16 protein-coding genes and 2 pseudogenes are annotated in these 19,737 nt (G+C 60.1%); 11 read left to right on the forward strand and 7 right to left on the reverse strand.

The window, feature by feature from the left end; translation table 11 throughout:
* Positions 1 to 178: 178 nt before the first annotated feature.
* The 8 genes and pseudogenes from MNAB215_RS20665 to MNAB215_RS29510 all read left to right on the forward strand — a co-directional run bounded on the left by MNAB215_RS20665 (position 179) and on the right by MNAB215_RS29510 (position 10,125).
* Positions 179 to 604: a hypothetical protein gene (locus tag MNAB215_RS20665; RefSeq protein ID WP_131829151.1), complete on the forward strand. Its 426-nt coding sequence runs from the start codon at positions 179 to 181 to the stop codon at positions 602 to 604.
* A 584-nt stretch (positions 605 to 1,188) separates the two neighbouring features.
* Complete coding sequence (locus MNAB215_RS20675) at positions 1,189 to 1,935, forward strand: hypothetical protein (protein ID WP_131829152.1); 747 nt, start codon at positions 1,189 to 1,191, stop codon at positions 1,933 to 1,935.
* An 805-nt stretch (positions 1,936 to 2,740) separates the two neighbouring features.
* Positions 2,741 to 3,430 (forward strand): annotated as a pseudogene (locus tag MNAB215_RS30310) (DUF1906 domain-containing protein); the annotation flags it as partial.
* Between the two features lie 15 nt (positions 3,431 to 3,445).
* Positions 3,446 to 5,314, forward strand: a complete 1,869-nt coding sequence (locus tag MNAB215_RS30045) for a DUF4185 domain-containing protein (protein ID WP_245830459.1) — start codon at positions 3,446 to 3,448, stop codon at positions 5,312 to 5,314.
* A gap of 1,076 nt (positions 5,315 to 6,390) precedes the next feature.
* Complete coding sequence (locus MNAB215_RS20700; RefSeq protein WP_131829153.1) at positions 6,391 to 7,200, forward strand: hypothetical protein; 810 nt, start codon at positions 6,391 to 6,393, stop codon at positions 7,198 to 7,200.
* 10 nt (positions 7,201 to 7,210) lie between these two features.
* A complete protein-coding gene (locus MNAB215_RS20705; protein WP_077080465.1) occupies positions 7,211 to 8,368 on the forward strand; it encodes a M48 family metalloprotease in 1,158 nt (385 codons plus the stop codon).
* 142 nt (positions 8,369 to 8,510) lie between these two features.
* Positions 8,511 to 8,785: pseudogene (locus tag MNAB215_RS20710) on the forward strand (carboxyl transferase domain-containing protein); the annotation flags it as partial.
* Between the two features lie 887 nt (positions 8,786 to 9,672).
* A complete protein-coding gene (locus MNAB215_RS29510; RefSeq protein WP_131829154.1) occupies positions 9,673 to 10,125 on the forward strand; it encodes a hypothetical protein in 453 nt (150 codons plus the stop codon).
* A gap of 201 nt (positions 10,126 to 10,326) precedes the next feature.
* On the opposite strand, the gene MNAB215_RS20715 is transcribed toward MNAB215_RS29510, so the two are convergent.
* The 4 genes from MNAB215_RS20715 to MNAB215_RS29975 form a co-directional block, all read right to left on the reverse strand.
* Positions 10,327 to 10,842 carry a hypothetical protein gene (locus MNAB215_RS20715; protein ID WP_131829155.1) on the reverse strand — a complete coding sequence of 172 codons (516 nt, stop codon included), beginning with the start codon at positions 10,840 to 10,842 and terminating at the stop codon, positions 10,327 to 10,329.
* A gap of 896 nt (positions 10,843 to 11,738) precedes the next feature.
* The gene (locus MNAB215_RS20720) at positions 11,739 to 12,689 is read right to left on the reverse strand and encodes a zeta toxin family protein (RefSeq protein ID WP_077080467.1); all 951 of its coding nucleotides are present in this window, start codon (positions 12,687 to 12,689) and stop codon (positions 11,739 to 11,741) included.
* Positions 12,652 to 12,975 (reverse strand): hypothetical protein, encoded by a 324-nt coding sequence (locus tag MNAB215_RS20725; protein ID WP_131829156.1) that lies wholly within the window; start codon positions 12,973 to 12,975, stop codon positions 12,652 to 12,654. Before MNAB215_RS20725 ends, MNAB215_RS20720 begins: the two co-directional genes overlap by 38 nt.
* 356 nt (positions 12,976 to 13,331) lie before the next feature.
* On the reverse strand, positions 13,332 to 13,739 hold the full coding sequence (locus MNAB215_RS29975; RefSeq protein ID WP_174604610.1) for an ImmA/IrrE family metallo-endopeptidase: 408 nt from the start codon (positions 13,737 to 13,739) through the stop codon (positions 13,332 to 13,334).
* Positions 13,740 to 14,645: 906 nt separating this feature from the next.
* On the opposite strand from MNAB215_RS29975, the gene MNAB215_RS20735 reads away from it, so the two are divergent.
* Positions 14,646 to 15,014, forward strand: a complete 369-nt coding sequence (locus MNAB215_RS20735) for a hypothetical protein (RefSeq protein ID WP_077080470.1) — start codon at positions 14,646 to 14,648, stop codon at positions 15,012 to 15,014.
* Between the two features lie 119 nt (positions 15,015 to 15,133).
* Here the strand turns inward: MNAB215_RS20735 and espB are convergent, their stop codons facing one another.
* Together espB and MNAB215_RS29810 are read right to left on the reverse strand one after the other, a co-directional pair.
* Complete coding sequence (gene espB, locus MNAB215_RS20740) at positions 15,134 to 16,600, reverse strand: EspB family ESX-1 secretion system-associated protein (RefSeq protein ID WP_077080471.1); 1,467 nt, start codon at positions 16,598 to 16,600, stop codon at positions 15,134 to 15,136.
* 43 nt (positions 16,601 to 16,643) lie between these two features.
* Entirely contained in the window at positions 16,644 to 16,805 is a 162-nt protein-coding gene (locus MNAB215_RS29810) for a hypothetical protein (protein ID WP_165691596.1), read from the reverse strand.
* An 88-nt stretch (positions 16,806 to 16,893) separates the two neighbouring features.
* Here MNAB215_RS29810 and MNAB215_RS20745 point away from each other — a divergent pair, with 88 nt between their 5' ends.
* Positions 16,894 to 17,796, forward strand: a complete 903-nt coding sequence (locus MNAB215_RS20745; RefSeq protein ID WP_077080472.1) for a LysR family transcriptional regulator — start codon at positions 16,894 to 16,896, stop codon at positions 17,794 to 17,796.
* A gap of 932 nt (positions 17,797 to 18,728) precedes the next feature.
* Here the strand turns inward: MNAB215_RS20745 and MNAB215_RS20755 are convergent.
* A complete protein-coding gene (locus MNAB215_RS20755; protein WP_245830364.1) occupies positions 18,729 to 19,046 on the reverse strand; it encodes a hypothetical protein in 318 nt (105 codons plus the stop codon).
* On the opposite strand from MNAB215_RS20755, the gene MNAB215_RS20760 reads away from it, so the two are divergent.
* Positions 19,018 to 19,542: a DUF5666 domain-containing protein gene (locus MNAB215_RS20760; protein ID WP_245830365.1), complete on the forward strand. Its 525-nt coding sequence runs from the start codon at positions 19,018 to 19,020 to the stop codon at positions 19,540 to 19,542. The two genes, MNAB215_RS20755 and MNAB215_RS20760, sit on opposite strands and share 29 nt — an antisense overlap.
* Positions 19,543 to 19,737 lie beyond the last annotated feature (195 nt).

Here is a 19,737-nt window from a genome sequence, read left to right on the forward strand (position 1 = left end):
GGGCGGCGTGCTGGTTGGCGTTCTGCGCGGCGCGACAGCGCTACATCAGCAGCAACCCGCTACGCTTGCGCCAGCAGCTGGCGAGAAGGTGTGTCCGTTCTGCGCAGAGATATTCGGCCCTCACTGTTCAGTTATTGACGGTTGCAACAATTAAGCGCCGGTACGCATGGCGTTTCACTTGATCTACAATTTCGACATGCCAGCGCCACACCCAACGGAGCACCCAGCGCATTTCAACGCACGCTCGCGACCGCTCGGCTACGAGACGATAGTCATTAATGGCTCGTATTTCATTCATCGCTCAGACGAACCGAATCGAATGCATGCGTTCCGCGACGTTCAAGGACTCGAAAGCTACATAGGTTTACTGGAAGGCACTCCGTCATGGCGCCTCGACCTAACCCACGGCGGCGTGAATGTGGACCGCCAAACCGGCAGTGTGACACCACATGACGGGAGTGCGCCGTTCACTGTTCACGACGCCCAAGGCTGGAGCGGCAGTAGGCCGATGAACGACATGGTTCGGAACGCTGATTACCTGCACATCTATCAAACTGCGCCGCCACCATACGGCGGCGCTTGGCACAAATGGATCGGCCTGTGACGGACCGACTGAATCGAAAGGGTTTACCCAGGTGACGTGAGAGGCACCGACGTATCACGATTTCCGAAGGATGGACAATCGTCCAAAAGATCACTCGTACAGAATAATTTTATATCTTTGAAGGCGTCGACGGGAAATGCACACTACGCTTGAATCAACCGCATCCGTTGAGTTTTGATAGCTCACCAGGTCGCGGCGCAACCCGCGTACCGTCGAGATTGCGCAGAAAGCTCACTCGCCACCGAACGGATGGCGATCACCCGCTACCACGACGCCTATCTGGTCGCCTTGACATCTGACGGACGGCGGCCCCGCGAAGACACACCCTGACCGCTCAGTGATGGCCACCCAGCGCGGCATTCGCGGCCCCGCAGCCCGAAGCCTCGGCGGCCGACGGGAAGCGCCCATCTTCGGTATCGTCATGTGCAGAGCCGTCTCGCATGGCTGACCCCGAGTCGTTGTGGTGCCTGTACCGCCAGCGGCATTGAGGGCAAGACCCCTTGAGGGTCTGCGAGGAACCGTCACTGCTGGAGTGGCGGCGGGTACAGGGCGCTGCCGATTATTCAGTAAACGGAGAAGAGATCATGGGTTCATCCCATAAGGAAGCTGCGCGCCAGCTCATGCGTGAGCATCCCGGAACCACTTTCCCTGTGGCGAAGCGTGCTGTTGCGCGTGGCACCGCCGTCATCCCGCAGTCGCCTGCGCCGCACCCTATCCCGTGGCTGCGGCGCACGGTCCGCGAGAATCCCGCGTCGTGCTACTTCTGCGGCGACGACGCGCTGATCCGGTCCGGTGGTGATCTATCGGTGGACCGCCGTCGCGTCGAGGTGTACTGCAACAATGACCAGTGCGACGCCCGCGAGATCGAAGTGATCGTGGTTGATGACGGTACCGAGGACACCGCCGCACGCACCGACGTGCGCATCCTGGCCGAATACGGCCCCATCGTCGACCGTCCCGCGTCGAGCCTGATCGAAGAGATCGGCGACTGGATCCCCGGGGCCGCACCCGCGGCCCGGGCCACGACCTCAGTGTGCCTCTTCTGCGGTGAGCCGACCTGCGGGCCGGCGCCCGCCGACGCTGCGGGCGACACAGGCCGAATCCGACTGCGTTGCAACAACTCTCACTGCAATGTGATCGACGTGGAGGTTCTCGTCGTGCGGGACGGGACGCCGTGGACTGAAGGCCGCGGCGACGTCCACGGGTTGGAGAAGATCGTCCCCCGCCGCGAGGGGACGCAGGTGGGAGGTGCCACGTTCTACACGCCCGCCGCCTTGCGGTTCACCGCCGAGGAGATCCTCGTCCGCCGGGTATCCGGCCCGATGCCCTGACGCGAAGGTGACCCCGCCATCAACCCGAATATCATTGGTCAAAGCAACATTCGGTGAACACATGTGACAGTGGGACCGACGGGCAGCAGCATCCGGTTGATTCATCTGATGAAAACGGCCACATTTTTCATGGATTATCCATGAAAGAACCGGAAAGCATTGCTGCACAGCAGGCTTCCTGCCACTGAGCCGTCACGTGACGTATCGGCCGGCCTACGACAGAACTTGCGGCAGGGTCGATTTCACCGCCTAGCCAGCTATGGGGCTGAACCAGATGCGGTATCAGCTCAGATTCCGCGGCTGCAGAATTTCCATCAATTTCCACGAAAGATGTTGGTGGCCAAAAAGATTGATATCCGGACACATCCGGCGGAGACGTCATAGTGACGTATTTGGCCGTCCGATACGATGAAAGCCGTGGCGGGTGGTTAGCGAATCCGACTAGCGCAGAGCAGCTGGTCGACATGGCTGTCAATGCCTTCGACCCCGGGTTTGCGCGATATGCCAACTATCGCGCGGCCATCCTGGACACAATCAGGGCGGAGGCTCCCGCGATCTACGACACGTTGTGAAGGCCATAGCGGATGAAGCCTTTGAGCGGTTACGTCTATAGGTCCGACGGTGGTTTCAGCCAGCGCGTTGGCGAGGGCATCCCCGGTGGTGCCGATCGGGATCACCCCAGGGAAGCATCAAGGTTTCGGTGAAATGCATTGCAGTGTTTACTGTAGATCGTCGCTGAGAATTCACGCAGTCGAAAGAAGCTGCTCCTGCCGTTTTCAACTGCATACGGCATAGAGAGCTTCGAATGCGTGACGCGCGGTCCTTGAAAGGGGAAGTGATGAGGCTTATAGACTTTTCCGCGCGGCAGATACCGCCCGATCAGATTAAGGCCGCTGGTTATGGTGGCGTGATCGCCTATGTGTCGAAATCGCGTCCAGGGACCAAGTTCGGCGCGAAGCCTCTCACCCGCAAGTATGCCGATGCGCTACGCGCCGCCGGGCTTGAGATTGTCAGCAACTTCCAGTACGGCAAGCCCGGCGAATCCGCGCCGTCGGACTTCACTCGGGCCTTCGAGGGTGGGGTGGCGGACGCACAGACCGCGCTGCGGTTGCATAAGGCGGCCGGTGGCCCCGAGTCGGCACCGATCTTCTTCACGATTGACGAGGACATAGATCTTGTCCGCTGGAACAGCGTGGCAGTCGAATGGTTCCGCGGGATCAACGATGTTCTTGGAGTCGACCGGACCGGCATCTACGGGCACTCGCAGGTATGTTCCTGGGCGATCGAAGACGACGTAGTGGGCCGTTCGACGACTCGGGGCCGTCGTTGGGTATGGCAAACGAAAGCGTGGTCGTACGGGGAACGGGAAGCCTCCGCAGTGTTGTACCAGGACGTTATCGACACCGCGTCGCAGCCGGGCCCTCGGGTGGATGAGACCGCTGTCGATGAGAATGAGGTCCTTGCCGATGACTACGGTCAGTGGAGTCTTGACCGGCCTGACCATGCCACGATGCCCTCGCCCGACTTCGAGGAACACACCGACCTCAAGAGCCCCTATTCCGACTCTCGAAAAGCCAAAATCTTATGGTTTGTCCTGCACACTGAAGACGGAAACAGCAAATCTGCACGGAACCACGCGAACTACCTCTGCGATAACAACGCCCAGGCCTCATACCATTATACGGTCGACAATAACGGCCAGGTGTATAACATTGTTGACACCGCCAAACTGGCGAATTCGGTGTTTGAGCCAGGCAACTCGAAGTCGGTCAATTTGTGTTTCGCAGGATCGTGGGCCAGCTGGTCCGCGCAGGACTGGTTCGACAACATGCAGCACGGCATCGATGTCGCCGCCTACATCGCAGTTCGCGACACACGCCGCTATCACCTAGAAACACGGGTAATCAGCCCGGAGGAAGCCAAAAATGGCGGAGCGGGGATCACGGACCACAACGGCGTCCGGATTGCCACCGGCGAGGGCGACCACACCGACGTGGGCCCTAACTTTCCGTGGAATTACTTCCGGCAAAAACTCAGCGAATACGCTGGCGACGTGGCCCCTGCCCTACCCAGCGCGACTCTGGTCAGCCAGGTCAGGCCGATTACACGGGGCGCTGTCGGCCCCCACGTCACCAAGATCCAGGACCGGTTGAACAATGTCGCCGTCGCCAACGCCGGCCTCCTCGCCGATGGCGACTTCGGCGAACAGACACATGCGGCCGTCGTCGACTTTCAGAACAGACGCGGACTGGTGGCTGATGGACACGTCGGACATCGCACGTGGACGCAACTGTTCTCCGACCGCGATCGTCTGGCCAAAGCGACGCTTAGCGGATGGCGCGCGCCTATCCCTCAGGCCTTGGTCGTGCCAACCCCGATCAACCCGGGACCGCCAGAACCTTCCTCCAGAAAGATCAAAGACGTAACCGGGCCGGGCTGGACCGATCAATTCAGCATGGCGGCAACAGATCTGGGAGTCATGGCCCGCACCCCGTCAGGTCGCATCCTGGCAGTGTTCGGGGACACATTCCGCGACCAAGCCGTGCCCAGCCCCGACTGGCGTGCGCCCGTCGCGCTGATCTCCGATACGAAAGATTTGGACCAGGGCATCGTCTGGACTGAAGCAGCTGGCGGCGACCCGAACTATGCACGGCAACTCTGGCCCTACCCACATCACATTTCCTCCGGTAACACCACGGTGCTGCCCTCGGACGTGATGACGATCGGCACCGCGATGTACCTGCATTGCAGCGCGCATTTCCCATTCGGCAACGTGGGTTTCACCGAGATCTGGAAGTCCATCGACGACGGCCACACCTGGTTCCACGTCGCGGGCCCGATTGACGGCGGGATCCATAACGGGCTGGCGCAGCTGTGGACCTGGGACATCGGTGACGATGGATTCGTCTATGTGATGTCCACGGCCTTCCGCGTCGCGCGCGACGCGCCAATTATTTTGCGGCGTGTTCCCGCTGACAGACTCACAGACCCCGGCGCATACGAAGGCTGGGGATACGGCGTCAACGGATGGGCCTGGGGCAACGAACCGACCCCGGTGTTAGAAGGCGGCTACGGAGAGATGTGCCTGCGGCGCATACAGGGGCAATGGGTGTTCGTGGTTTTCAACGCCGGCCAATATCAGCTTGAGACGCGGGTGTTCCCCGATATCAACTGCAACCTCTACAACGTGCCGATGAACATCCCAATCCGCGGCGGCGCCTGGGGCGCCGAGAGCGGTGACGCGGTGGCCCAGCCTTATGGGCCATCCATCGTTCCCGGCTCGCGCTTAGACGCCGGCTTCCATCTATTCGTCAGCCAGTGGCAAAACCCTGGATCGTGGCCGTATCACGTGATGCAGTTCAAGGTTCCGCTACCTTGAACGCCTGGAACCGCCGGTTCCAGGCGTTCAAGCACGCCGTCGGCCCGAATACCGGCGGAAACCGCCGCGCGGCTGGGCCCTGCGGGCAGGCCCCAAGGCTGCGGCGCGGGCCCGGTCACGTCGATGACGTCGGTGCGGACAATGTCGCTGGCTCAATACATTTCGGTAAGAAGAGGATGCGGGCCAGATCTGTGTCGGTCAGCGACGCTTCACCGGCGGCCTCGATTTGGGCTTCTAACGACTGTATCTGCCGGGAGAAGTGGACCTCGTCTAGAAAGCCGAGCGCTTTGATCGGAATGGGTCTGGCAGCGACAGCTATGTTGTTTGTAAAGTAACCGCGGTTCCTGATTTGGTCCAGTCGCCGGTGAACTGCTGCGCACTGAACTGTGCGTGTTCGCAGGCGCGGTCGACTCCCGTCGAGACGGCGGTCGAGAATGTCTCAGCTGGTTGAACGGGTGAAACCGTCGATGCGGCGAGCGCTGACGAGGCGTTCGGTGCGGGATGATTTAGAGTCTTGGTCTTGTGCGACGCTTTCCAGGAGTGCGTGCACTGCAGTGCGGGGGCCCACGCGAGTTTCGGTCGGCCGACGAGTTGCGTGGGGTTGGCCGTGAGCTGCGCCGGTTAGAGGAAGGCGCACAACACATTCCAGGTGGACCAGCAGTGCGCACGCCGCATCGACCCCCGCCCGGATCTGCGCTCCCGCGGCGCTGGCAGCCCAAAGCTTGGTGGTATGCCGCCACGGCCGACGCCGTAGGGCAGGACCAAGTTGACCCGCGACGAGACATGTGTCCGATGAACGGACTGAAGTCTAGGTTCCTGCGGCTGGACGCGTGACTCTGCGAGCACACGAACCGTGTCTCTGGCGCTGACGTGAGAACGGAGGGGTCCGGCCGGACTAGTTGTTCGAGCTATCGGCCTCGGCTTGCCTGCTCGACAACGCGAAGGGCCCGCGCTATGGCTGCCCGAGTGATCATTGCGCTTACACGAGCCTCGTTGGAGAATCCACTCAAGACCAAATTTGCGGGAGATTGACACAAGTCGGAAACCGATCGCTCCAACGACGTAAGCAGGTGAGCATGGCCGAGCTCGTAGACCTTTACTCCAAGGGGATCAAACGAGAACTAAAGAACTACTGGGCTGCCTGGCTGCCGAGTACTCGATGGTCTGTCGGTGACGTCGGCACACTTAATGGGTACGTATTTGAGAAGGTGGGCACACTCACTGAACTTGGGATGAAGTATTACGCAGAATCGGACGACAACGCTAGCCCGCTTGACATCTCGTCTGGTTCCAATGTCGCGCTTTCTTTTAAGAGTTCGGGCGAGACGAATGCCGCTTTTAGCTACGTCGCCGAAGCCGATGCCGGGTTGAAAATTGATTTCGGCTCTAAGGGCGCCTTCGTCATACAGGCTCCCGAGACGTTCGAGTCGGCGCTGGCCGATAGGCCGAACCTCCAGTTTCAGATCCGCCGAGCGTACGCCGAACGTCGTTGGGAGAAGGACTGGTTGGTGGTGACGCGTCTGATCAAGGCGCCCAGCGCAACCGTACTGATCTCGAAATCAGTCGATGCATCGCTGGAGCTGAGCGCGAAAGCCAATTTGTCCGGAGTGGTAGCTGCGCTGGGCTCCGCGAAAGCCGGTCTTGCGGTTAAATACCAGAAAGGCGACACGATAAGCATCATCGGCGGCCAAAACATTACACCGCTATTTCAGTTAAGCCGGCTTAAAACTGCTATTTTCGATGAACCTAAGTTGTTGATCAAGTCAGCGCGCGCAAGTGATCCGTCCATATTCAGACTGAATCCAGACCTGGCGAGAGATGATGACACTGTTCGAGATTCACTAGTCTTCGAGACCTTGAGCGACGATGAGCTATTAGAGAAATAATAATTCGGCCATGAATGAGCTACTGCGGGTGGAGTACGAGAAGTATCTCGCCGAACATGGACTGAAACCGAGGGAGCTTCCGCCGGCGGAAGAACGAGAAGCGGGACTTCGTGAGATTTTTCGCATAAAATACGAAGCCGCGAAAGAGCAGGGCGATCCCACAGCTGAAGACCTTCGAGATTATTACAACGCGAACTTCGAACGCATCCTCAACGAGACTCAACACCCTGCGGTCGCCCTGATTGAAAAGGCCGCGGCCGATGTGGAGGCGACTATCCGATCGCTACCCGCGTTCGCCGAGAGATTTCACGACGATGTGTTCGTCGGTGAATTTCCGACCGGATCGTTTGCTTGTCAGACAGTCAAAGTCGATGGCGGATTCCTGGTACTCGTTAATTCGGGCATGATGGTGATCCTGCAACAGGTTGTGGCGTTTCTGACGAGAGGAGACCCGGACAATCCTGACAGCGAGAAGACGCGCGAAGCGGCTGACGGTGTGGCCGCCGTCCTCGCCAGCTACGTCGAGCTAGGCGATCCATTTTATGGACCACTCCCAGTCAATGGCGGTCTCGATGGCTTGCGCGACAGCCTCCTGTCAGGCGCAGCCGAGAGATTTGTAATTGCGCACGAATATGCACACATCCTCGCGCTCCACTTTTCCGACAGCGATCACGACCGAACCGATATCGAGACCTCTGCTGGTGTGATCAGCGTGCTAAAGAAAAGTCATGAGCAGGAGTTCGAGGCAGATGACCTGGGATATAAGTTAATCCTTGGCGTCGAGGAATATGATCGGTTCGACTTCACTGTGATTGATGCTGGGCTAAAATCAGATGACTGGGATGCCTGGCTTGAGGGAGTCAGGCAAAAATCTGTAATTGCAGGACCATTTATTTTCCTAATTTTAGATCTCTTGCTGGAGAACCTGCAAGAACCCGCATTCATGCTCGACAGCGATTCAAAGTGGTCGGGTAGCCACCCCCCGAGTCTGGCTCGCATCGGCAAGTTGCTGGAGGCGTTTCCAGATGCCACTCCCATGCAGAAGGGGTTTATCAATTTCCCGTTTATGCTCTTCCCGTGGGTGGATTATGTTGGCGAGCAAATCGAATTATATACGACCCATAAATTGCGTTGGGAAGCTGCCGACACACCGGCGAAACCACGGTAGAGGTGACATTGTCCGAATTCGTTGTTCCGTAACAACTCTCGATGCCATTGAGGGCCTCGATCCGCAAAGTGATGATGTCGGATACGACCAGTTTGTCGTGTCCCTCCGCTAGCCCGTGGCTGCGTAATTCCCAGCGGAACCGCGCATCGCTGTGATCGGTGCCGAAGGCGCCGCACAGAGGATTGTCAAGCGGTTCCCCGATCCGACCGCACCGGAGGTGCAGAAGATAAGAGCCGACTTCATCGAAGGGTACAACCGCAATATGGTGACCCCGTGGATCGCTGCCGAACGCGGTTACATCGACGCTGTGATCCAACCGCACGAGACGCGACTACTGCTGCGCAAATCGATGAAGCTGCTACGGGACAAACAAAGGTAGGCCGTGTTTTGCGCGACCACGGCCATATCCCGATCTGACATGCAGTCGGACACCGGGCGAAGTTCGTTGTCCTGCAATGACTCTCAATGTGTTCCGACCACCGTCTTTGTCCGTCGAATCCTTACTGGCAAGTGCGCCGCGGAGCACGACGCCGTGGTGAGGGACTGCCGTCGTGGGTTGACGTCGCACTCAATTCGGCAGCACCTTCTGGATTGCCCTTCGTTGAGATACGAGATCGGTGCCGCCATTAGGTGGCTGTGCCCGTGGCAGGGCTGGCAGATTCAGGAACTGGCCCAGGCCGTCCAAGCACCTGAAGTTCGTGCAGTGAGAGCAGGTTACGCTGGGGCTGAATCCCTTTGCGGCGGTTTACGGCTCGGGATCGGCAGGTGCGGCCAACATTACACATCACGGGCTGAGGCGGGCGTTGGGCCTACCCCCGGCTGGTGTCCGGCTTGGCGCGACAAGCGGCCGGCCGATCTCACAATCGGATGGCGGCGGCCAAGGCGGGACTGACTGACCTACCGCTCTTCGCCAGCGGGAAAGGCTGCGGAGTTTGCGGCCAAGAAGAACGGTGAAGGCTATGACGCGACTGTGGTCCCGGCTACAGCGAACGTGGCTTAAGCAACACCTGGGATAGAGACCTAGCAGACTGCCGGGTCTCATGGGTGAGTAAACAGAATGCCTACCGAGCACAGCGTGGTCACACGTAAAGCTGGGTAGTGGCAGCAAATTGGATAGCCATATTCGCAAGCGTGAAAGGAAGGCAACCTTGACTATCAGAGGGATTGTCGCTGTCGCGGCGGTTACAGCCGCGCTAGCGGCGTGTGGGGGACAGACGCCAGCGCAGACGGCACCGACACACGCGGCTCCGGCATCAACTTCGGTGGCACCGCCACCGCCGCCGGTAGATCCGCTGAGATCTAAATTGCTGGATTTTGACTACCCGGCGGGGTCCGCGCTCGTTTGGGTCGACCCCAAAAGGGCCGTGGATAACCACAATGGGCAGGTTCGGGTGGTAAAGACGAACGCGGAATTTTGGACCATCCCGGGCACACCGGATGCGGCGCGGACCGCGCTGAAGAACATTCTTCCCAACGGATATTGCGGATCACCCGCAGGGTGTGAGCCGGGCGCAATTGACAACAAATACACCTTTTGCCGATCTGATTCACTAGCGCCGGATGATGATTGGCAGACGTGGTGGTGGTCAACAAATAACGATGACGTGGTGATGATGCAGACCTTTGGCGACAATGACGATCCGAATAAGACGGACGCCATGTTGGTGTTAGGCCAGTATTCCGGCGCGCATCACACGATTGAATTCTGCCTTGGTCCAGACGCCCCGACCCCGTTGCCGTATACACCTGGGCACTAGGGTCGGACCACCCAGCTAGGGAGGGGTCGCGCTGGCGCGATACTGGGAATGAACTGGCACCTGCACGCCGGGACACCTTCAAGGATAACCACGATATCCAGGAAGAGCGGGTAATGCTTAGGGTGCTTGGAACGGACCAGCAAACCTCATCTTCCGATCAGGGCTTCCCCTTGAGCACGAAAGCCGGATTCGCCGGCCCCATCATCTCGGCATTGGTTCCGAGATGACCGTGCAGCACAGCGGCCCCCAGCTGACGCGAGCGCTGTAAGCGGTGTCGTCGTCGGATTGTTGTGACGCGCAGTAGCTGTTGATACCCGCGAAGATGACGACACACGCTGTCGCGAAAAGCAAAATCCTGAACTCCCAGGCCCGTCGTGTTCGTAGTTCGAGGCCCCGTGCGATCGCTTGTTGGTAGTGCCGTGCCAGGTCGCGGCGCAGCTCCATCGATGCCGGAGGGGGCGATTTCCGCAAGCTGTCCTCGAGGACGTGATAAATGTCGTCCCGCCACCGTCTCGGCCAATAAATTCTGACAGCAACACCGACACCGACGGCGTAGCTAACGAGCGAGAGGAGGAAGAACAGGCCCTTCGGACTGTCGGAGAAACCAAAAAAGGTCGCGGCGCCGGTGCCTAGTGCGAGCACAGCAGTGGTGTTCGTGCGATACCGAATCAGAAGCTGGTCCAGGACGTCGACAGCCGCTTTTGACTCGTCGTACAAGATCTCGATCGAGCTCGGACCCGCCTTTAGTTCATCGTCTGATACCACGGGACCTCTTCTGGACTCCATGTTGCGTGCGACCGTATCCCGAGACCAGCGCCCTTCCCGAGTCGCCACGCCGAGGGGTAACCGTTGCGGTGGCCCCCAGCGGGCGGGGGAGGACGTCTAGCTAGTCGCGATGGACCGATACCGCACCACTCTGCCATAGCCGTACTCGGCCTCGATGACTTGGCCAGGGCGTGGTACCTCGCAGACGCCCGTGGCGGTCACCGACAAGACCAAGTACACAAGCAGGCTGTAGCGAGCGCTCAAGCGATTACGACTGGCAAATGCCTTACGGCACGCGGAACTAAGGACAGTAACGGAACGCTGCAAGCCACGACGATCATCCTGCGGCCGGCGAACAACGGCAAATGCCCAGGTGAAGCTAACCGCCAAGCCACGGCGGGTGAGCCCCGAAACCGGTTAGACGGTGAAGCTGAGAGCGCACCGGGTTTCGCGCCCAACGTCAGGGCGCCAGCCTTCCGACCGACGGCGATCAGCACGACCCAGTGTATTGGGACGCGCGAATGGGGTGATGGCGGGCCGACCGCCGATCACTGGCCGCCGGCCCGGCACGGCAAGCTCAAGGCTTGGACGTAGCACTCGAATTACTAATTAAAGATTGGATCGTGCGTTAGCCTGGGTCGATCCGCGCGGATACGGCCAGCAGCTAAACGGCGGCATGAAATCCCAACTCCGACAACCGCTTAATACGCTACGTCACGTGACAGTTCGGTGGCATGAAACCTGCTGTGCGGCACTATTTCCAGTTATTTCATGGATAATCGTCATTATCCATGAATAGATGATTCGGCACCTTCATCACAGACGTAGTGAAGGGCCGTTGGCCGTTGTCAGGACCTGTAGACGCGACTTCGTCCAACGCCTGTCCCGATTGCGGTTGGGTTTGTGAGTATCGCCCCACTTTTGATGCACACTGCGCCTAGGGGGGCGCCTTGCGATGGGTCGATGTCGCCGTCGGGTCTGAGCCAGGCCCGGTATTCCTTACCGGTCGACGTGCGACTGACAATGAGAAGGTCGGTTTCGATGCGCGCACGGTTGGCGTCGCTACGGAGCTTGCGGGCATTGACAGCGCATTTTGAGACGCGGCGCTGCCGAGTGTAAAAGCCTTCGAGGGCGGCTTGCGCGATAAATCGGCCGCCGAGCTCAACGTCATCCACGATTCGTCCTGCTTCTCGCGCGGCCCACCAGCGGTGTTTGGACTGCTCGACAGCAAGCGTGAAGGGAACCTCGACGTCGACGATCGTCAGTCGCTCGTAATCATCGGAGGCCAAGTCGGTCACATAGCTGTCAATAAGCGGCGTCCAGGACAGAGTTCCCTCCATGACAAAGTTCTCCCCCCGGCGCAGGGACACTGCACGGACACGGTTCGCGGCTTCGGTGGAGGCATCATGCACCCATAACGCCAGTTCGCTGGGATGGACGGGCTTGCCATCTGCGAGAACGTGGTTGTGCCGGATATCGAGTAGCCCGGCGCGGTCCAATCGCATCAGTATGAGGTCTTTGATGCCGTCTGGGTCAATGCGACGGTGATCGGTGGCCAACATGTCGATCGCGACCGACTTGCCCGCACCGGGCACGCCGGCGGTAATGATCGCGGCGCGACCGTGTGCCGGCGCATCGGGGCATTTGCCTCGGTACTCGTACGCGATCTCGTCGATCAGCTGATCGCTGAGATAACGCTCTACTGAGCCTGGAACAGCGAACTGCCCCCCTTGGTGAAGGGCAGTCAGCTGAGAATGGACCCTATTGCGCAGTCGGCGGTTGGACTGCGGAGCTGACACTCTCGTATTCCTCGTCGCTGAGTAGTCCGAGTTGATGGGCAGTGCTCACCTGGGTCCAGGTCCCAGGTACGGATCCCTCGTGGGGATAGGGCGCGAACTGGGTGAAGGTGTAGTCGAGGCCGCGAAGCTGTTTCAGCAGCTTGCCTCGGGGGGTCCCGTCGACTGTGGCGCGCAGGATGATTTCCTCGGGGCTCGGTGCGTCTCCGAGCGCGTTGGCTCCGCGCAGCAGCCGACCTACTCGCGGCTGCGTGGTAGACAAAACGTCAGCGATTTCTCGTTGGTTCATACCTGACCGCTTAAGGTGCCTTGCAGCGCGCATGTCATCGATGCGCAGCAAGCGTTCGTGTGCCCGGCGAACCTGCGCTTCGTGGGCGATGGCTTCAACTGTGTGTTCGACTTCAACAGTGCGTTCGATCGTTGTAGGCATAATTCCTCCGTCTGATACAGAGCGTATCAGCTTTTGAAACGTTGCGTATCACGGACCGAGATGCTGACCAACGGGCCGATCCCCGGCAGCCGCACTCCACGGTTGTGAGACGGTTGTGAGACGGCTAGCCGTGTTCGTTCAGGCTCTGCCGAACTTCGACCAGCAACAGCTACCAGGTGGACGGGTACGTGCGAACAGAGACGCTTCGGCCTTATCTACCAGCGTTGCGTCGCGGGGCTGGCCCACTTGCTCCGGGTCGGCTCGACCACCTTTCGAGCGCCACCGTGATTCATACGCCAGCGGGCGACCGCGAGGCTGACGTCGAATAGATCAGCTGCCTGCTGGTCGGTCGGGTTCGCTCGGGCGAGACGGAACGCGCCATCGTAGGGAATGAGCATCTCGCCGGAGAGCCAGTCGGCTTCGTCCTCCTGCTGACCGCCAAGGCCACACTTTCGCTCATCGGGGTCGCCACTGGGGCAATGACAGGTCTCGACCAGATTGCCGAACAGCTGCGCAAATGGAGCTGCCAGGAAGACTGAGCGCTCGGCCGGATCGTCGAACGACGACGCGGGCCCGACGACAATTTTCACGACAACCGTGACGACAATTGCACCGTCAACCACCACGCCTACACTGCCGAAACGGGAGCATCGTGTCTGTTCACGGTTCCTGCCTAGTCCTGGCAGTTGTGGTGGACAACGCCTGAGCTGTCGCGCAACGACCAAGTCGGGTTACTGGCGGGGCGACGGTATGTCTTGCTGGCGGGCCCCCAGCTCGTCTTTTATTCGTCGTTTATGGTCGAGAAAGTACGAGAATCAACGGGAACCATGAGCGTCTAATGGGAATGTAATCGCTTGGCGGACAGGCAGATAAGGGATTCATTGGCATGCGACGTGGACGGTGGGGCGCTAATCCGTTGGTCGCGGGTTCGAGCCCCGCCCGCCCCACAACGTAAGGCCTGATCAGAGCGATTTAGCGTGTCAGTCGGCTCGTTAAGGGCCTCCCGTTGCGGCCTGCGGCGGGATGAGCGTGGCTAGGCGCGGGCGCTAGCTAACTTCCGCGATGGGAAATCCGGGCTGAGTAATGTGCTGCCGACTTACCGTTTTCAGTCGTCCACTGCAGGTCGGGTACGGCAAATCCTCCAATTGCGACATCATGCGGTGGAACCGTTGTCGGGTAGCTGATGACGACATCGGTACGTCGAGCCCGCGCCACGGCGACTACAGCTGTGCCGTCAGCAATATCGGCTCCGGCGGTGAAAATGCGGCGCTGGTATTCGGCGCGTACTGACGGCCACAATTGCCCTTAACCCCGAGGCCTTCGTGTAGACGGACCTCATCAGAACAGCGTATTAGCCTTCTGGCATGGGAGATTCAAAGCCGCCGGTGCCGGTGGGTGCAATCCTTTCTCGGCGTACTAGCCTTCGGCTGCTTGGGGTCGCCGGGTTCGGCTATTTCAGTCACTTGCCATCGCCACTCCTAATAGCTAATGCCTCCACAGACTCGGGGGAGCCTCCCCAGCGGCCTACTATGTCCGGCATGATTCACACGACGCTGATCGGGGTCTGCGAATATCGGCTTAACACTGAGGACAAGGACGTCATCGATGCGCGCTGGATCGCTTCTGACGCGGTCGAGAAGGGCACGATCTGTCGGGGCCGGGCAACGGGCGACACCTCTAACGGCTTCCCCGGTAATTACCATGTTCAGTACTTCGGCACCGAAGGCGAACCGGTCGGCGATTTCGACTTGCAGATCGAACCGGTCGGAGATGCTTATCGCCTGATCTGGCGGAACCGCTCCGACGACGTTTCCGCACCCGGCGAAATCGCTTGCGAGGGATTCGGCTTCTCGACTGGCGACCAATCGATGGTGCTGACCTACTGGATGGCGGAATAGGGTGTTCGCGCGGCGGCCGTTCGTAGCTTGAATTAACGAGATCTGCGCAGGCGATCCCGCTGGGGTTTTGTGAGCTGGCCGCATCCGTGACGAATCCGCTTACGCAGCAGGCCACCGCGTCACGATGCCACCTTGTCAGGGTGGGCCTTGCGGGAGCGATTGCCAATCACGCCCTCTGTCCATTGACGCTCCTCGGTGTAGAGCGACTCGTCCTCGCACTGCACGCGTTTGGCCTTGCCGCCCTGATCCTGACCGGCGGGGGCCATCGGGGGCATGCCCCCGCCGGCGCCACCCAGCGCGGCGTACGCGGGCGGAATCGGGATTCCACGACCCGGGGCTGCGGCCCCGAGGGGCGGTGTGGCGGCCGAGGAACTCCCTTCGGAGCCCACCCCGGGCCGCAACGGCATCGACGGCACGCCAACCCCGCCGCCTCCCACTGATGCCGGTTTAAGCCCCGCCATTGGATGCGGGCTCGGCGACCCCTTCACGTCCTTCGCGGCTCCGGTCAGCGTGGGGTCGTTCGGCATCGGCGGCATCGACGGCATCGACGGCATGCCGGCGGACGGGATGGACGGGTCACCGACAGGGTCGGCCGAGGGCGGGTCTCCCTCGTTAAACGGGTCGGGCGGCGCGAAGGGGTCGTTGCCATCACCGCTGCGATTGCTGTCATCGGACTTGGGGGCGTCAATCCGCGTGGTAACGGGGACCCTTTGCGGATTCACCGGCCTTAGCGGCAATTGTGCGTTCCGCATGTATCGCGCCAGCGCCTCTTCTGACTGTCCCTGTAGGTACTCGTACCACAAAATGCAATCGCGCACCATGGAGTCGTTTTTATTAATTAAATAGTACTTATACCAATCATCGCATAGCGATATTTCTTTGGTCGTGGGGTGCTCATCGTCTTGCGCGTGTTCGTGGGTGACGAGAGTTGCCTTTTTGTGGGCGTCCACGACCATGTTGGCCTGGCTGGCGAGCTCGTTGCACAGAGCGACCATCGAAATCAGCCACTGCCGCTGTTGGTCGAAATTGGCCTCAACGGCACTTCTCGCCTCACCCTCCCAAGAAATGAATGGGCGAAACCGGTTCATCGTATCTTTCTGCAAAGTCCGCTGGTAAGTGTCCCATTCCTTTGCGAATGCCCGGAACGCCGTGCCCTGGTCGCCGGCTTCGATATCCTGCGCCGCCTGCCTGACTTCGTAGTAGGGGTATTCAAACGACAGTCTCGGTGGCGGCAGCGCCCAGCTCTTAACACTCGCGGTCACCGATGCCGATGTAACCGATGCCGACGCTACCCCCGCCGCGGAAGTGTCATTCGCGATGCCGTCGGCGGCTGCCTCGTCAACTTCCTGGTAAGCCTTGGCCGCATTCCTTAGCGATTGGGCCAATGTTTTCCATTCCCGTTCGCAATTCTTTAAGTACAGCCGCATTGCGTCGGCGTTGAACGCGAGTTGTGTGGCGGCGTCTTTGACGAACGAAATCTCACATGGCGCTTTCGGGTCGATAGAGGGGATGGGAGGAAGCGGTCGCTCGATTTCGTCAGCTCGCGCCACGAGTTCTTGGTATTCCACGTTCAGCGTCTGCGTCATGGGGGCTCATTCTCCTTATGCTGAAGCCATCGTCGGTTAGTCGTTATAAAGCGCTGACGGATCGGAAAGTGCCCCATCCCGCCGTCAGGAACATGAGCCACAACGCGACGGTCTCCGGGTCGCGTGAGGTACGCACCTGAGTGAGGCGCCCGAGGCCCCCGATCACCGGTCCGCGGGGTGTGGACTGGTCCTGCGTTGTTGTCATGAACCTAATGTCGGAGGTATCGGGCTATATTGCAAAGACGAATATCGACACATATCTATAGTTTCTGCCTATATCTAATGGAGGGCCTATGAATTTGCGGCAGATGCAGTACTTCGTCGCCATCGCCGAGGACGGGTCGATCAGCCGGTCCGCCGAACGCCTCCTGGTGGCCCAACCGTCGCTGTCACAGCAGATCAAGAGCCTCGAGGCGGAATTGGGTGGAGCGCTCTTCGAGCGGATACCCAAGGGCGTTCGGCTGACGGCGGCCGGCAAAGCCTTCCTTCCCGAAGCCCGCGCGGCAATCACCCACGCCGCCAACGCGACCCGCAACGCCCGCAGTGTCCTCGGTCTCGAAGGCGGTGAACTAGAGGTTGCAACCATCGGCTCAATCGCGTACGGAATCCTGCCGTCTGCGTTTCTGGCCTGGCATGAGCACTACCCCGCTACCACCATCGCGCTGCGCGAATACAAAGACTCCAATGCCCTCGCTGAGGCGGTGCGGATGGGCGTAGGCGATATCGCCGTCGGGCCCCAACCCGCACAATGGCGCGGACCCATCATCGAGTTGGGATGGGAAGAGTTCGTCCTGATACTGCCGAACACAGATCCTTTGGCCGGAACCGCCAGGGCCGTGCCGCTGAGTGCGCTCGCGGACCGAGATTGGGTGCTGTTCGGGACCGGCCACCAGCTCTCGGACTTAATTCTCGAGGCTTGTGCGCGTGCGGGATTCGCTCCGCGCCGCACAGTGCAGACAACTCAAACCGCGGCGGCGAGTCACCTTGCAGCCGCTGGACTGGGAGTAACGCTCATTCCCGACAACGTGGTGCCGGCAGGCCTGCTCGCCGCGACCCGGCACGTCCAGCCGCCGTTGATCCGAAAACTGTTCGCCTACACGCGATCCGAATGGCCACCACTGGCCGCCACTTTCGTCGAAGCGCTTCAGTGCCTGCGCTGGCCCACGAAACCGCGAGGAGCGACCGTCATCCCCTAGCCCCGGGGTTTATATCGTTGTGTCGATGGTTCAAACCGACAGTCCGCTGTATGAGGTCAGGATCGTCAGGGCACGGCTGTGACTCCCGAATGCTGTCAGCAGCAGGCGGACCTCGGGATCTCACATCCAGCGGCGATGCGGCCGGGCACCGCCGGTGCTGGCAGTGCCCGCATCATCACCTACTGCTGGCACTGGCCAACCAGAGCTGGCTATGCGCCCGGCCAATCTCTGGTTTAACCATGGTATTTAATTGCAAAACGGTTTTCACAGCAAACATGCAGAGAGCGCGATTCCGCCACGAGTCGTCGACCTTTATAGCGGACTGAAATCGCCGTCAAGCGTTGACGTGGGGGGCCGGTGGTTGTCATGACGGGCAGGTGCACACGACTTGATGCCTAGGGTCCTGTGCCGAAAAACCAGGGTGAACGACAACTCGGCAACCGGTAAGCGATTTGATGAACGTAGACATTTTTGGCCGTGGGATGCGTCACATGGCCCCCTAGCGCTCCGTTAATTCCGTTAAATCACAAGAGAATACGGATGAGCGACTGGTTAATAGTGCGGAAGCACCAGCGAGGCGCGGGGCGATCGGTCGCCGTCGTGGGTGGCTGAACCAGCAGTGGCGAGCGGTGTCGTCGAGGTAGTGCTGTTGCGAAAGGCGGAGTGCCTCATGATGATAACGAACATGACGAGTGCGGCGACGGCAGAGATCGTGATCAGGCGAAGACGACGCTTGCCCATTTAGGCAGCGGCTGCACTCCTGATTCGGCATTCGTCCGCGCGGTGGAGGTTCGTTTGTTCCAGCCGGCATGCCGCGGCGGTACCTGTCCATGTGGCTGCGAGAACGGCAACGGGTAGCCGCGTGCTGAGACCTGCCATTTAGTGGTGAGTTTCGCCATGATGATGGGTGCAGGCACCTCAGTGGGTACAGGCTATGCACGGTCCGCACTCAAAATTGGAGAGACGTTGATATCGACCCGTTCACCCAAGCCCCGGTTTAGCCAGCTCGCAATCCTTGCCATCGCCGGCGTTACCGCGATGTCGGCCGGGTCCTGCAGTTCGTCGAACAAATCGGGCCCTACGACCACCACATCACCGAGCACGACGGCTTCTTCAGCGACTTCGTCGGCCCCGGCTACCGGCAAAGAACAGGTCGCTGGGTTGATCGCAGCGGTGGCAGGCAGCACAATCCAGGTCACCGAAGAAACCGGCACCGCCACCGTGGACTTCACCGGATCGACCAAGGTCACCGAGGTCACCGACGCCGCGCTGACTGACGTCACCTCGGGTAGCTGCGTCACCGTGCAGCCCATAAAGGAGTCCGAGGGCAACGGACCAATCACCGCGCAATCCGTGCACATCAGCCCGGCAGTCAACGGCAAGTGTCCACAGGCCGAGGAGGAAGCGCCAGGCTCCACACCGCCTTCGGCCTCAGCATCGACCTCCTCCCCAGCGAAGCGACCACCTGTGGAGGGGGCAGTCGCAGGCGTCTCGGGTAACACGATCACCCTCACCAGTACAGATGCCAGTGGTGCAACTTCTCAGACGCCCGTGGCGGTCACCGATAAGACCAAGTACACCAAGCAGGCTGCTGCCAGCAGTCAGGCGATCACGCAAGGCAAGTGCATTACCGCCCGCGGAACTAAGGACAGTAACTCAGCTCTGCAGGCGACGTCGATCACCGTGCGGCCGGCCAATAACGGAAAATGCCCGGGCGAAGCCAAACCGCCAAGACACGGCGGTTGAGCCTTCACAACCGGTTAGACGGTGACGCCAAGTGCGCAGCTGTTCGCGCCCGGCGTCAGCTATCCAGGAGTCGACGGGGAGAGGGGAGAGTTACGGGGCCCGAAGGGTGCAGACGATGGGTGAACTGGGTTGGCGTCGGGATCTGACGTCGCGCGCGTGATCGATGTGGCGATTGGGATCTTGATGGGACTGCCG

Origin of the sequence: Mycobacterium numidiamassiliense (assembly GCF_900157365.1) — a bacterium.
In the GTDB taxonomy this organism is placed as follows: Bacteria; Actinomycetota; Actinomycetes; order Mycobacteriales; family Mycobacteriaceae; genus Mycobacterium; species Mycobacterium numidiamassiliense.

Excerpts from the sequence above, each read along its gene's own strand:
- MNAB215_RS20725 (WP_131829156.1), bottom strand. The coding sequence starts at position 12,975 with ATGAACCAACGAGAAATCGCTGACGTTTTGTCTACCACGCAGCCGCGA.
- MNAB215_RS29810 (WP_165691596.1), bottom strand. The coding sequence starts at position 16,805 with ATGACAACAACGCAGGACCAGTCCACACCCCGCGGACCGGTGATCGGG.
- MNAB215_RS30045 (WP_245830459.1), top strand. The coding sequence starts at position 3,446 with ATGCCCTCGCCCGACTTCGAGGAACACACCGACCTCAAGAGCCCCTAT.
- MNAB215_RS20735 (WP_077080470.1), top strand. The coding sequence starts at position 14,646 with ATGTCCGGCATGATTCACACGACGCTGATCGGGGTCTGCGAATATCGG.
- MNAB215_RS20700 (WP_131829153.1), top strand. The coding sequence starts at position 6,391 with ATGGCCGAGCTCGTAGACCTTTACTCCAAGGGGATCAAACGAGAACTA.
- MNAB215_RS20705 (WP_077080465.1), top strand. The coding sequence starts at position 7,211 with ATGAATGAGCTACTGCGGGTGGAGTACGAGAAGTATCTCGCCGAACAT.
- espB (WP_077080471.1), bottom strand. The coding sequence starts at position 16,600 with ATGACGCAGACGCTGAACGTGGAATACCAAGAACTCGTGGCGCGAGCT.
- MNAB215_RS20745 (WP_077080472.1), top strand. The coding sequence starts at position 16,894 with ATGAATTTGCGGCAGATGCAGTACTTCGTCGCCATCGCCGAGGACGGG.
- MNAB215_RS20675 (WP_131829152.1), top strand. The coding sequence starts at position 1,189 with ATGGGTTCATCCCATAAGGAAGCTGCGCGCCAGCTCATGCGTGAGCAT.